The organism is Paenibacillus harenae (genome assembly GCF_030812415.1).
GTDB classification, from domain to species: domain Bacteria; phylum Bacillota; class Bacilli; order Paenibacillales; family Paenibacillaceae; genus Pristimantibacillus; species Pristimantibacillus harenae_A.
Genome location: NZ_JAUSST010000012.1, coordinates 16,642 through 30,519 on the forward strand (window position 1 = coordinate 16,642; position 13,878 = coordinate 30,519).

Genomic DNA, 13,878 nt, shown 5'->3' on the forward strand with positions numbered 1-13,878 from the left:
TGTTATCAGTCTAGTCGTATGTAACTACTATATACAGGAAGACTATTTATTTCAACGCCGAGGCGATGTTATTCCGATATAAAAGGCATGATGACGCGCCAAGCCTCGATGCGATCTTCCAAATTACGCATGTGCTTTGTCGGTATCGGGCTCGTAGAAGGCAGCTTAATGAGCGCCACGTCGCGGAAGCGCTCGTGCTTCCCATAATATTTGCGGAACGTGTCGTACGCCTTGGCGCCGTTGAATCCGATACAGCGAAGCTGCGGATAGTCCGCGAACAGCTCCGGGAAGCGGTTCGGTATTTCCTCCTTGATATTAACGTCGAGACTGCCCTCGCGCACGCAGGATTCGATCACGTCCCAGACGGCAAGCTTATGCTCCCGTAGGAAATCGAGCCTGTTCTCATAGATAGGATCGGGGGCGCCAGCATCGAACAGACCATAAATGACGCGCCAAAAGAAATTTTGCGGATGCCCGTAAAATTGTCGATGCTCCAGCGACTTCACGCTCGGAGCCGTGCCCGCAATGAGAACGCGGGCACGCCCGTCGATGACGGGCGGAAACGAATGGATGCGCATTGCTGCTGCGGCCTCCTTCTGTAGCTTTTTTTTAAAGTACCATACAATAGATAAGCAACGCCAATTGCTCGAAAAAGTTATCCACAATGTTATCAACAATCGGTGCACAACATGAGCATAACTGTGGGTAAGGTTAAACGGTAAATCGCCGTTTTCATTTTCGGGTGTTATCTAAAACAAAAGAAAGACGTTTCCCGCTCTATCATTTGCGGAAAACGTCTCATTCAACCGTTATAGCCTCTCGTTACTTCGCCGGAATCTTAATCTTCTGTCCTGGGTAGATCAGATTCGGGTTTTTCAGCTTATTGTAGCTCGCCAGCTTCTGCCACGTCGTACCGTGATTCATCGCGATCCAGTACAGCGTATCTCCGTTCTTCACGATGTAAGTAACATCTGGCGCGGGCTTAGGCGTTTCAGGCTTCGGCTGTTCCGGCTTCGGCTGTTCCGGTTTCGGTTGTTCCGGCTTCGGCTGCTCCGGCTTCGGCTGCTCCGGCTTCGGCGGCGCAGTCGTTGCCTCGGCTTTCAAGTCGAGCTTGAATTCGGCATAACCGTCTTCCGTGTTGGCCTCGAATGACAGCCATGCCAGCGCTTCGTCCATCGCTTTCGCCTCCGGTGAAGTTTTGTACGTCACGTTGACCTTGTCATTGATCGGGGCAAGCGACCAGTTGCCATCGGCTGACGGGTTGATCGTTTTGTTCGAACGAATGTAATCAATAACAACCTGGCGGTTCTCGTCCGGCGACGCGAGAATGATTCTTTTGCCATCCGGATTGGCGAACTTGCTCGACGAAGCACGATAGTTATTCGTTGCGACGACGAACTTCTGATCGGCCTTGATCGGCTTGCCCTCGAATTGCAATCCGACAATGCGGCTTGCTCCTTCGTTCTTAAGCGTTCCGTTTGCCTCGTATTTAGCGGGCTGCGAAACGTCGATCTGGTAAGTGAGGCCATCGATAACATCGAAGTTGTAGGTCGGGAAATCATAGTCCACCAAGTCTTGCTTAGCCGTGCTAGCCGTGTCGATCTGATTGAATTGCCCAGCCGACCACTCCAGCCATTCCTTGATTTCCGAGCCAGTAACGAGTACGGCGTTGACGGTATTGGAGTACAAATATAAGTCCGCTACGTTCTTGATTGCAATATCGCCCTTAGCGATGTTCGTATAATAATTAGGGCCCTGGCGTCCGCCCGCCTTGAACGGCGCGCCTGCAGACAATACCGGTACGCCCTCATATTCCGTGCCTTGCAGCTGTTTCTCGACATACCACTTCTGCGCATTCGTTACAATCTGAATGGACGGATCGTCCTGCACGAGAGCGAACCAGCTATTGATCGGCGCAGTCGTCTGGCCAACCGGACCGCGGATATAATCAAGCGTATGCTGATGATCGTCTTTCACGGCGTCAACAATCTGCTGATCGGCATCGACGAGCGGCACTTTGTTCACCGTATCGAAGATCGGCTTCACGGACGACTTGGAGTCGGCAACGACCCATTTGCCGTCCTTCTGCTGAAGCGTCAGGTCGATAATGCCGAGGTTATTGCCCCAGAAGCCCGGTTCAACGGCGGCTACGCCATTGATCGTTCCTTTCGTCAGATCGACGCCCGGCTTTCCTTCGAACGACTTGTCCGGGAATACTTTATGCGCATGGCCGAACAGGATCGCGTCAATACCGCTTACCTTGCTCAAGTAGAGCACGGAGTTTTCCATGAGCGGCGTCTGAGGGATATCCTCGAAGCCCGAATGCGGAATCGCTATAACAACATCTGCTCCCTTTTCCTTCATTTCCGGTACGAACTTGTTCGCTGTGGCGACAATATCTTTCGCAACAACTTTGCCTTCGAGATGGGCTTTGTCCCATTGCATAATTTGCGGAGGCACGAAGCCGATCACGCCGACCTTGAGCTTATGCGTAGCTCCGGCACTGTCCTTCACTTCTTTATCGAGGATCAAATAAGGGGTAAACAGGTTTTTGTCGTTCGTCTCGTCCGTATCCCCATCATACACGTAAACATTGGAGTTAATGTAAGGGAATTCCGCGCCCGCAAGCGCAGTGTTCAAGTAGTCCAAACCGTAGTTGAATTCGTGGTTGCCCAGGTTACCCGCGTCGTAGTCGAGCAGGTTCATCGCCTTATAAACGGGATGCGTCTCTCCTTGCTGCAACGGGTCGATGGTGGCGACGTAATCGCCGAGCGGATTGCCTTGAATCAGGTCGCCGTTGTCGAACAGCAGACTGTTCGGAACTTCCTCGCGCGTCTGCTTGATGAGCGTAGCCGTCTTCGCCAGCCCGTATTCATCCGTTGACTTGTCGGAGAAATAGTCATAGTTCATGACATTGACATGAATGTCCGACGTCTCCATGATGCGCAGTTGGACCGTCGCTTCTCCTTCCGCGTTGACCGCGACCGAATACGGAAGCGTCACCAGACTGAAGGAAATCGCGGCGAACAGCGACCGCCTCCACATCGATTGATACAATTTCATTCCCTTCACTCCTTGTCCATAATTCGCTAAAGGCTTGCGACAGGCGCAAGCCTTGAAGCCTATATTTAAGCTGAGCGCCGATGAGGTCTCTCGATGGACAATCTGTCTCTACGTTCAATATAATAATTTAAAAATTCTGAAATGTCACCATTCATTTACCAACTCTTAGGAATTGAATGGATTGCCACGCTATGCGCGCTTGCGCATTCTCAGCTTCAGTCGGTTGGACACCAGCTCGACGCTGAATACCATCATGAAGATAACGAACCCAACGAATAACGCCTGGTCAAAATGGTAGCTGCGCATCGCATGCGACAGCTCGAATCCGATCCCGCCTGCGCCAACCGCTCCCAGTATCGTGGATTCGGCCAAGTCTCCTTCGAAGCGCATGACGCACCATGCGAGCAGCGCGGATAACGCGCATGGCAATACGCCTTGCAGCACGATCTGCAGCCAGCTTGCCCCCGTTGAGCGCATCGCTTCAATGACCCATCCACCTCCTCGAGCGATTGAGAGAACACTTTAATGAGCCCGCCGACCGCATGCACCATAATCGCAAGCACGCCCGGCAGAGGACCCATGCCTACGGCTACAATGAAAATAAGCGCCCAAATCAGCGTCGGAATCGCCCTAAGCAAGGAAGCGAAGCTGCGAATAAACCAACTGACTGCACGATTCGGAGCAATATTGTCCGCTGCAAGGAAAGCCAGGAAGAATGCGACGACGATGCCGATTACGGTTCCTAGTATAGCGACTTGGATCGATTCCACCGCCGCCAGCAGTACATGCTTCCACTGCGAGGCGTCCGGCGGGAACATCAGGCCGGCCGTCTTCGCGAACTTGGCAATGCCCGGCATAATTCGACTGTAATCGAGCTGCAATTGAATAAGGCTGAACAGGAAAAATGCCGCTCCGATCCATCCGTACCATTTGAGCGGATTGCCGCTTCTGCGCTGCTCGCCGCTCGCTCGCAGCGTTCCGTTCTTGGGCGCTTGCCCAGTATCTGCCGCTGTAGCCATCAGATGATCCGCTCCCTAATCCGATTTGTCAAAAACTCCGTCGCCAGTACAATCGCCAGCACGAGCAGCACCGCCATGCTGACCTCCTTGTACTGGAACAGCTTCAATCCCGACTGTATCGTGAAGCCGAGGCCGCCGCCGCCCACCATGCCGACGATGGTCGATGCGCGAACGTTAACCTCCAGATTAAACAGCGCCCATCCTATAAGGCTTGGCAGAAACTGCGGCAGCACCGCTTGCGTAATGACCTGCCAATAGCTGGCTCCTACCGATCGCAGCGCCTCCACTTGGCCCAAGTCGATCTCCTCCAGCGATTCCGCGAAGCAGCGAACGAGCATACCGATCGAGACGATAATAAGCGACAGCGTTCCGACAAGCTTGCCTAGACCGAAGGAGGCAACGAGCAGGATCGTCCAAATAATGACCGGCACGTTGCGAAGCATGGCGGAGAACGCCCGCATGCCGACTTGGAAGACCGGATGCGGCGATGTCGTAGCGGCTGCGAAGATCGACAGCACGCTGGCAACGAGCGCCCCGATAACCATTGCAACGAAGCTCATGTAGATCGTATCGAGCGCCGGGCCGATAAGGCCGGGCAGCTCGGCTGTATCCGGCGGCATCAGATCGACGAACAGAAATCCCGCTCCGTCGCCTATTCCGCCCCATAATGCGCCCGGCGTAAAGTTCGTTCCGATGGCCGACCATACCGTTAGCGCAGCGAGAAAGGCAAGAAACACGATCAGCTGATTACGCTTGCCCCGGCGTTCTCTCAGCAACTGTTCAGCCTTCATCATTACGCCGTCTCCTTCTTCAGAGCGCGAGCCAGCCTGCCATCGGCTTCGGATTGGTCGGATGCTTTATCGTTATGCTGATTATAGATATAGTCTATCATCTCATCGGTCAGCTGTTCCGGCGTACCGTCGAACACCTTCGTTCCTTTGTAAATGCCGATAATGCGCGTTGCATATTTTTTGGCGACATCGACTTGGTGCAGATTGCATAGGCAAGCGATGCCGTCTTCTTTGCAAAACGTATAGAGGCTGTTCATCACGATTTCCGACGAGGCCGGATCCAGACTTGCGATCGGTTCATCCGCCAGTATAAGCTGCGGCTTCTGCGCCAGCGCCCTTGCAATGCCTACGCGCTGCTGCTGCCCGCCGCTAAGCTCGTCGGCGCGCTTATGCAGCTGCTCGCCGAGTCCTACGCGCTGCAGCAGACGAGTCGCTTCCTCGACGTCCGGCTTCGCGAACAGACCAAGCGCGCCGCGCCAGGCGCTCATATAACCGAGCCTTCCATGAAGAACGTTGGCGAGCACCGACAATCGCTCGACAAGATTGAAGCCTTGGAAGATCATCCCCATGCTACGACGAATTTCGCGCAGCTTTCTTTTGCTTACGCCGGTCGTGTCCGTTCCTTGGAACAGCACCTTGCCCGACGTCGGCTGGACCATCCGGTTCAAGCAGCGAAGCAGCGTGCTCTTGCCCGCTCCGCTCGGTCCGATGACGACGATGAATTCACCTGCTTCAACCGTCAAGTCAATGCCGTTCAGCGCTGCCGTTCCATCCGCATATACTTTCTTCAAGTCTTCAACCCGCAGCAATGTCATTTCCATTGTCCTCCGCTTCATCGCTCATTTATAGTCGTACGTCGTTACGTTCTATTCCAGCATCTCTTCCGGCGACATTTCGAGCAGCTTCGCTACTTCCCTGACCCCGTCGAAGTCCGAATCTTCCGCCGGGAAGAAACCCGCTACGCCCAGCGCTTTGAAATACTCGGGATTCTTCTCGCCGTAAGCGAGCGCGAATTCGCGAATCTTCTCGACGAGCTCAGCAGGAAGATCGCCTCGGTAGGCAAGCGCGCCGCCCCCCGCGATCGGATCGGATTCCCCGATGACGCGTACATCGTCTTCCTTAATAAGTCCAGCGTCCGCAATCATCTTGATGCATTGGCTGCATGTAGCTGCGCCGTCCGCATCGCCATTGGCGATAGCAAGCAACGACTTGTCATGTCCGCCGGAGAACGATACGTTGCTGAAATACGTTTCGATCTCTTCGTTCGCAATGCCGACTGCCTTCATAATGGCAGCGCGCGGGTACAGATGTCCCGTCGTGGACGCCGGATCGGCGAACAAGAAGTTTTTGCCTTTCAGATCGGCGATCGTCTGAGCCGGGGAGTCCTTCGGAACGATAATGACGCTCGTGCCTTCCGTTCCCGGTCCGTTGTTCATCGCCGCGAGCAGCTTCGCTCCGCTTCTCTCAGCAGCAATAATATATCCGAAAGGGCCGAAAGTCGTGATGTCGATTTTCTCGGAACGCATCGCTTCGATCATCATGTTGTAATCTTCGCCCTCGAACGTTTCCACTTTAATATCCAAATACTCGCCCAAATCCTTTGCGAATTGGTCTGCGTTACGCGACGCTTCTCCGTCTTCCATCGGAAGGTTTCCGATTCGAAGCACGTCCGGCCACTTCGTATCCGCCTCCGTACCCGCTTCGTTATTGCCGCCATTGCCGCCGGCAGAAACATTGTTGGCTTTCTGACCGCAGCCAGCCAGCACAACCATTAAAGCGGTAATCATCAGAGCAATCGGTAAACCCATCTTTTTCAGCACAGTACATCCTCCTAAGGTTTGCTGCGAGCGCTCTGAGGCGGCATCGCATGCGTTGTGTCTATTCCATCATTTCGCTCGTGGTACACAACTAGGATACAAGTTGAATGTCAATGCAATGTTTGCGTCTTTTTGAGATATTGTTAATTTCGAAATCGCCTTGCGAAGACGAAAGAGAGACTGTTAAGATGATGTTAACCGATCTGGAGAACTATGAATTCGAGAGGAATATGCGCCATGGCATCGCAATCGCTTGTGAATACGGCCTATACAAAGCTAAGAGAAAGAATCGTGGGCGGCAACCTAATGCCCGGCACCCTGTTATCGGAGAATGAGCTTGCAGAGGAATTGCAGATGAGCCGCACGCCGGTCCGCAACGCCATTACGCACCTGGAATCGGAAGGATTCGTCGTTGCTCTTAAAAATCGCGGCGTGCTCGTGAAGGAAGTAACCGGGAAGGAAATGCTCGATATGTACGAGGCGATCCTGGCGCTCGTCGTATATGCTATCGATATCCGCAGCGAACGAAATAATACGATCGACATGGAGCAGCTGCGGGTCTATCTGGATCGCCAATTCGAGGCCGAGCAGGCAAACGATTATTATACCTATATCAACAACTCGATGCTGTTCATGCGGACGCTCGTTTATTCGATCAACAACACCGCGATGACGTCGCAGCTCGATATGTACGTGGACAAGATCACGATGGCCTCCTACATCAACTTCAAGCTGACGCCGCATATTAAGCACTATTCCGCCAATCAGTTGAACAAATCGATCTATGATGCGCTGCTGGCCGGCGATGAGGAGCAAGCTCGCAAGCTGGCGAAAGGCGCTTTCACCTACGCGCGCAGCCGCGTGTTCGACAGCGGTCGTTTCTAATTAGACACACACTGCGGTGAGCTATGTTGGATTTCTGCAATTACTCCAATATGGCCATATAGAGTAACACGAAAAAAGCTGCCCTAGGGTCTGTAGATCCCAGGACAGCTTCTTTCATTATTCGTTATTTAATAAAACCGAGCAGCATCTCGCGGATTACCTTCGCCGCGACGATCTGCGTTTGCTCCGTGGGATCGTAAGCCGGCGCAACCTCTACAAGGTCGCAGCCGACGACGTTCACGCCGGAACGGGCGATCGCATGAACCGCGTCGATCAATTCCTTCGACGTAATGCCGCCGGCTTCCGCCGTACCCGTACCGGGAGCAGCCGAAGGGTCGAGCACGTCGATGTCGATCGTCAGGTATACCGGACGGCCAGCCAGCTCGGGAAGCACCTTCTTCAGCGGCTCAAGCACCTCGAACGGGTGGAAGTTGATGTTCTCGCGAGCATACTGCCACTCTTCGCGGGAGCCGGAACGGATGCCGAATTGATAAATGTTGCTGCCACCCATTAGCGTTGCCGCCTTGCGAAGCGGTGTCGAGTGCGACAAAGGCTCGCCTTCGTACGACTCGCGAAGATCGGCATGCGCATCGAAGTGGATGATTGCCAGATCCGGGTATTTCTTGTAGACCTCCCGGAAGATCGGCCACGATACGAGATGCTCGCCTCCTAGTCCAACCGGCAATTTGTCATCGGCCAATACGCCGCTCACAAATTCTCCGATGACTTCAAGGCTGCGAGCCGCATTGCCGAATGGCAGCAGCAAATCGCCGGCATCGAAGTACGTTATGTCTTCCAGGCTGCGGTCGAGATACGGGCTGTATTCCTCAAGGCCGATCGAGACCTCGCGGATGCGCGGAGGGCCGAAGCGCGAACCAGGGCGGAAGCTGACCGTGAAGTCCATCGGCATGCCGTAGATGACCGCTTTGGAAGCTTCATAATCATCCGAGCTCAAGATGAACACGTTGCCGGAATATTTTTGATCCAATTTCATGAGTACAATCCTTTCTAAGCTGCAGAGCTACGCTTACTTAATAAGGTCTTCCACAAACTTCGGCAATGCGAATGCCGCTTTGTGCAAGCGCGGTGTGTAATATTTCGTATCGATCTCGGGAATGGACGCCTCGTCCACTTGAAGCGGATCATACTTCTTGCTGCCCATCGTGAATGTCCACAAACCGCTTGGGTAAGTCGGAATGTTGGCGCCGTATACGCGTACGATCGGGAATACTTCCTTCACGTCTTTGTTGACGCTTTGGATCAGGTCAGCCTTGAACCAAGGATTGTCCGTTTGCGCAACAAAGATGCCATCTTCCTTAAGCGCCTCGTAGATGCCTTGGTAGAAGCCGCGCGTGAATAGGTTGGCAGCAGGGCCAACCGGCTCGGTGGAATCGACCATAATGACGTCGTATGTGTTTTTGTGATCGTGAATATGCATGAAGCCGTCGTTCACAAGCACTTCGACACGCGGGTTGTCGAGCTCGCCTGCGATCGTCGGCAAATACTTTTTGGAGTATTCGATAACTTTGCCGTCAATATCGACGAGAACCGCTTTTTTCACTTGCGGGTGCTTCATCACTTCACGGATAACGCCGCCGTCGCCGCCGCCGACTACGAGCACATGCTCCGGGTTCGGATGCGTGTAGAGCACAGGATGGGCGACCATTTCGTGATATACGAACTCGTCCTTCACTGTCGTCATGACCATGCCGTCAAGCACGAGCATCGTGCCGAACTCTTCCGTCTCGATCATATCAAGCTTTTGGAAGTCCGTTTGTTCCGTTACGTACGTTTTCGTAATCTTCGCCGTAATGCCGAAGTTTTCGGTTTGTTTTTCTGTATACCACAATTCCATGGTGATGAATCCCTTCTTTCCGTCAATAGTTCACACTGTATTATAGTAAAAACTGCCCGTTGCTACAAGTATTTCTATGGGCTGCTCCAGCTTAACCTTTCGTAAAGGCCCGCGCATTTTTTTAGAGTTGCCATAATTCGCTCAAATTAATTCCCCTTCGGCGTTCCACTTATGAATAGCGGCCTCTCCGTTTTTCCATACTAAGGAAAAGTGAAGCTTTGCGCTGAAGGGAGTACGCTTACGTGACTAAGACTTCCAAACGACCGGTCAAGCCGCGCCGCTTGCCGTCGATACCGATACTGACCGAGAGATTTCTCCCTCAAATTCTCCAAATGAAAAAGTGGCTGAAGCGTTCCGCCATCCTCTTCGCGATCTTCGCCGTATTCGTCTGCGGACTGCTCATTTTCTTGCGCACCCAGTCGCTGCCGGCGGCAACCATCAGCCAGACGTCGCAGATGCTCGATCTGAATGGCAACGTCATCGATACGTTCCACGCCGGGGAGAATCGACGCTCCGTGAAGCTGGAGGACATCTCGCATTACGTGGTGGAAGCCACGCTCGCCATCGAGGACCGTCGCTTCTTCGACCATAGCGGCTTCGACGTGAAGGGCATGGCGCGCGCCGTCATGGTCAACGTGCAGAGCATGTCCGCGCGGCAGGGCGCCAGCACGCTGACGCAGCAGCTTGCGCGGAATCTTTATTTGACGCATGAGCGCACCTGGCAGCGCAAGATGAAGGAAGCGATGTATACGGTACAGCTCGAGATGAACTATTCCAAAGACGAAATTCTCGGTATGTACTTGAACCAGATCTATTACGGACACGGCTCCTACGGGATCGAAGCAGCCGCCCAAATGTACTTCGACAAGCATGCGAACGAGCTGACGTTAGCCGAAAGCGCCATGCTGGCCGGCATTCCGAAAGGACCTAAATATTACTCGCCCTATCTCGATATGAAAAACGCGAAGGATCGGCAGCGCGCTATACTGCATGCGATGATGGAGGGCGGCGCGATTACGAAGGAGCAGGCCGACAGCGCCTACGCCGAAGTGCTGAACTTCCAGTCGCTTGAAGCCGGGCAAAGCGAAGGGTTCGCTCCCTACTTCCGCGACTACATCCGCTCGATTGCGGTCGATAAGCTCGGCATCGACGAGCATATGCTTAACGAGGGCGGAATTACGATCTATACGACGCTCGATCCAGAAGCGCAGCAAGCGGCCGAGGACGCGATTAAGAAAACGATGCCCGCTAAGTCCGAGCAGCAGGCGGCGCTCATCGCCATCGACCCGCGCAACGGGTACATCAAGGCAATGGTCGGAGGGCGCGATTACAAGACGAATCAGTTCAACCGCGTCTTCGCGCAGACGCGCCAGCCCGGCTCGTCGTTCAAGCCGTTCCTTTACTTAACCGCGCTGCAGAGCGGCTATATGACGCCGGTTACCCGCTTCAAGAGCGAACCGACCGTCTTCACTTTCGACGAAGGGCGCAAGACGTACGAGCCGCATAATTACAACGATAAATATGCGAACGAATTCATCGACATGCGGCGCGCGCTCGCAGGATCGGACAACATCTACGCCGTTAACACGATTATGACCGTCGGTGCGGACAAGGTTATCGAGACGGCGAGGAAGCTCGGCATTAAGAGCCCCATGCAGCCTGTTCCTTCTCTCGCGCTCGGCACGTTTCCCGTCAGCCCGTTCGAGATGGCATCGGCTTACGGGACGTTCGCCAATGCCGGCATTCATGCCGAGCCGGTCGCGATCATCAAGATCGAGGACCGCAAAGGCAACGTTATATATGAAGCTAAGCAGCAGAGCAAGCAGGCGATATCGCCTGCCGAAGCTTATGTGATGACAAGCCTCATGGAGAGCGTGTTCGACGAAGGCGGTACCGGCTACCGCGTCTCTTCTATTATGAAACGTCCCGTCGCCGGGAAGACGGGCACGACCTCGGCCGACGCTTGGCTCGTCGGCTATACGCCGGAGCTTGCGACCGCGGTATGGGTCGGCTATGACAAGGACCGCAACTTATCGGTTGCGGAGGCGCATCTGGCCGCGCCGATCTTCGCGCAGTTCACGGAGAAAGCGCTCGCCACCGTGCCGCCGAAGATCTTCCCGATACCGGCGGGCGTCGCGAACGTCTATATCGAGCCGGAGAGCGGCAAACTGGCTTTAGACACTTGCCCGACCCGCAGGCTGGAGACGTTCATCAGCGGCACGGAGCCGACAGAAGCGTGCGGTACGCCTGCTTCTGCCGGCGAAGAAGGCGGAGCAGCCAAGGAAGACGGCGCTGGAGCGGCGAAACGCCACTCATGGTGGCAAGACCTTAAACGTTGGTGGACGGATTAAGTCGTCAGCTCTGACGAACAAGTTAGCCCCTGATCGATTCCCGATCAGGGGTTATTTATGGAAACAAGCCCCATAAGGGCACTCTGATTGCAGTTTCTGCAACATAATCGCCAACTCCGCCTTCAATACTCCCCCTAGTTGCATTTTCTGCGAAAGAATCGCCTCGGTGGTGCACCCTAATCTTCCGCGTTTAAGTCCATTCTGTTGCATATTGTGCAACGACGCCTTCCTCCTGCGTCCTATTTCCGTGATTCCGCTGCACTCCCTGCAACGCAAACCATAGTTCCCGCCCCCACCGCCGGCATACGCAACCTGTTCAAGGTATAAATGCTAATTAGGACATAGACATACAACATGCAGGCAGCTTCGACATACAAACGCCATATTTAGTGCTTTTTCGACAGGCCACACTGTTGATTTGTCCATTTTCAACCCCGCCAACCCCTGATCTTCGCATATATTTGACGGAAATATGATGAAAAAGTGAATTTTCTTTGAACAAGTTCGTATAATTATGGTATAGTAATACTAAGTAAGCACTTACAATGACTCGGGAGTGTTGAATATGACGACGAAAACTGCATCAATCAGCCACGCGCAGCCGACCAAATCAGATGTCAAACGTCTTGTCAAAGCAATGACTGCCATCGCTTGGGGTATTCTCGGCATCGGCTTCCTGCTCTGTCTCGTTAATCTTAGCCACTTCAGCGATCAGAACGTCGGACTAATGGTCGGCATCGGATTTCTAATCGGCAGCGTTCATATTTATGTTATCGGAACGGCAATCGGACTTGTTCACGCGCGACTCCATCAAGACCAGACAACGAATGATCATCACGATCCGCAGGCTTAAAGCGATTGTGAACCTTTCGTTCAACAAGCCAAAGGGCCACTTTCTTCCATGTGAAGAAGTGGCTTTTTTGCGTTATGAAACCTAATGAAGTCGCTTCACGACTGGCTAAAAGTAACTGTTGTCTAACCGGTGAACTTTCTATTACGGAAAAAAGACGAATTGTTGACGTAATTGTTAACCATGGAGATATTGTGCGTCATATCTGCTATGTTAAGCGTAAGCAGTCATTTTGAGGAGTTGAAACGTTATGAGACCGTTTATTCGCATGCTGACACCCGTACTCTTGTTGCTGATGGCCGTCACGCTCTCCGGCTGCGGCGAGCAGTTCATTGTACTCGATCCGAAGGGACCGATTGGGGAATCCCAGAAGGATCTCATCTACTTATCCACCATACTTTGCGCGGTCATTATCGTACCCGTGCTGATCTTAACGGCGATCATTGTGTGGCGATATCGCGATAAGAAAGGCAGCACCGCCAAGTATAGACCGAATTGGGAGCACAGCACGAAGCTCGAAATCATTTGGTGGGGTATCCCGATTGTTATTATTATCGCACTGGCTACTGTCACGGTAAAATATACACATGCTCTTGAGCCTTCCAAGCCGATCGCTTCCGAGAAAGAAGCGATTACGATTCAAGTCACATCGCTCGACTGGAAATGGTTGTTCAAATATCCGGACGAGAACATTGCAACCGTCAATTACGTGAAAATTCCGGAGGACGTGCCGGTACGCTTCCAGCTTACATCCGATACCGCGATGAACTCGTTCTGGATTCCGCAGCTTGGCGGACAGCTCTACTCCATGTCGGGCATGGCGATGACGCTGTTCCTGCAGGCTGACGAGCAAGGCAGCTACTTCGGCTCCGGCGCCAACTTCAACGGCAAAGACTTCGCGCAGATGACGTTCACCGTTGACGCAACGACCGAACAGGATTACAACGCTTGGGTGCAGGAAGTGAAGAACTCCGCTCCGGCGCTTACGATGGAAGGGTTTGAGAAGCTGACCGAGCCCGGCACTTCCGACAAGCAGCTCTTCTCCAGCTTCCCTGAAGGCTTGTTCGACAAGATCGTCACGCAGTACGTAGAGGAAGGCAGCTCCGGCGGCCATCATCACGGGGCTGCGGAGAGCGAGTCGGATACGGGATCCGCAACGGATGCCAAGAATGAAGCGGAATCAGATAACGCTGACGCTAATCAAGAACATATGAACCATGAGGGGCATTAACCCCTAAGCACTGTTT

General features: G+C 53.4%; 11 protein-coding genes and 1 pseudogene. 4 read left to right on the forward strand and 8 right to left on the reverse strand.

The genetic code is table 11. The features are described 5' to 3' along the window. Positions 1-68: 68 nt before the first annotated feature. The 6 genes and pseudogenes from J2T14_RS29465 to J2T14_RS29495 form a co-directional block, all read right to left on the reverse strand. A complete protein-coding gene (locus J2T14_RS29465) occupies positions 69-578 on the reverse strand; it encodes a DNA-deoxyinosine glycosylase (RefSeq protein ID WP_307476716.1) in 510 nt (169 codons plus the stop codon). A 244-nt stretch (positions 579-822) separates the two neighbouring features. Beyond that, positions 823-3,063, reverse strand: a complete 2,241-nt coding sequence (locus J2T14_RS29470) for a bifunctional 2',3'-cyclic-nucleotide 2'-phosphodiesterase/3'-nucleotidase (RefSeq protein WP_307476718.1) — start codon at positions 3,061-3,063, stop codon at positions 823-825. A 189-nt stretch (positions 3,064-3,252) separates the two neighbouring features. Continuing rightward, a pseudogene (phnE, locus tag J2T14_RS31055) lies at positions 3,253-4,082 on the reverse strand (phosphonate ABC transporter, permease protein PhnE). Continuing rightward, positions 4,082-4,876, reverse strand: a complete 795-nt coding sequence (gene phnE / locus J2T14_RS29485; protein WP_307476722.1) for a phosphonate ABC transporter, permease protein PhnE — start codon at positions 4,874-4,876, stop codon at positions 4,082-4,084. The pseudogene phnE (J2T14_RS31055) and the gene phnE (J2T14_RS29485) overlap by 1 nt, the downstream one beginning before the upstream one ends. Next, positions 4,876-5,688, reverse strand: coding sequence for a phosphonate ABC transporter ATP-binding protein (gene phnC / locus J2T14_RS29490; RefSeq protein ID WP_307476724.1), 813 nt, complete (start codon positions 5,686-5,688; stop codon positions 4,876-4,878). The genes phnE (J2T14_RS29485) and phnC overlap by 1 nt, the downstream gene beginning before the upstream one ends. A gap of 51 nt (positions 5,689-5,739) precedes the next feature. After that, entirely contained in the window at positions 5,740-6,693 is a 954-nt protein-coding gene (locus J2T14_RS29495) for a phosphate/phosphite/phosphonate ABC transporter substrate-binding protein (RefSeq protein WP_307476726.1), read from the reverse strand. Positions 6,694-6,927: 234 nt separating this feature from the next. On the opposite strand from J2T14_RS29495, the gene J2T14_RS29500 reads away from it, so the two are divergent. Beyond that, entirely contained in the window at positions 6,928-7,575 is a 648-nt protein-coding gene (locus tag J2T14_RS29500) for a GntR family transcriptional regulator (RefSeq protein ID WP_307208405.1), read from the forward strand. A 124-nt stretch (positions 7,576-7,699) separates the two neighbouring features. Here J2T14_RS29500 and speB read toward each other — a convergent pair whose 3' ends face one another. Next, positions 7,700-8,569: an agmatinase gene (gene speB / locus J2T14_RS29505; RefSeq protein ID WP_307208404.1), complete on the reverse strand. Its 870-nt coding sequence runs from the start codon at positions 8,567-8,569 to the stop codon at positions 7,700-7,702. Positions 8,570-8,602: 33 nt separating this feature from the next. Then, positions 8,603-9,430, reverse strand: a complete 828-nt coding sequence (speE, locus tag J2T14_RS29510; RefSeq protein ID WP_307208403.1) for a polyamine aminopropyltransferase — start codon at positions 9,428-9,430, stop codon at positions 8,603-8,605. Between the two features lie 332 nt (positions 9,431-9,762). Between speE and J2T14_RS29515 the strand changes: the two genes are divergently transcribed. From J2T14_RS29515 to cyoA, 3 genes are all read left to right on the forward strand, one after another. After that, a complete protein-coding gene (locus tag J2T14_RS29515; protein WP_307476786.1) occupies positions 9,763-11,781 on the forward strand; it encodes a transglycosylase domain-containing protein in 2,019 nt (672 codons plus the stop codon). A gap of 565 nt (positions 11,782-12,346) precedes the next feature. After that, the gene (locus J2T14_RS29520; protein ID WP_307208402.1) at positions 12,347-12,634 is read left to right on the forward strand and encodes a hypothetical protein; all 288 of its coding nucleotides are present in this window, start codon (positions 12,347-12,349) and stop codon (positions 12,632-12,634) included. A gap of 247 nt (positions 12,635-12,881) precedes the next feature. Beyond that, positions 12,882-13,862, forward strand: coding sequence for a ubiquinol oxidase subunit II (cyoA, locus tag J2T14_RS29525; protein WP_307476728.1), 981 nt, complete (start codon positions 12,882-12,884; stop codon positions 13,860-13,862). Positions 13,863-13,878 lie beyond the last annotated feature (16 nt).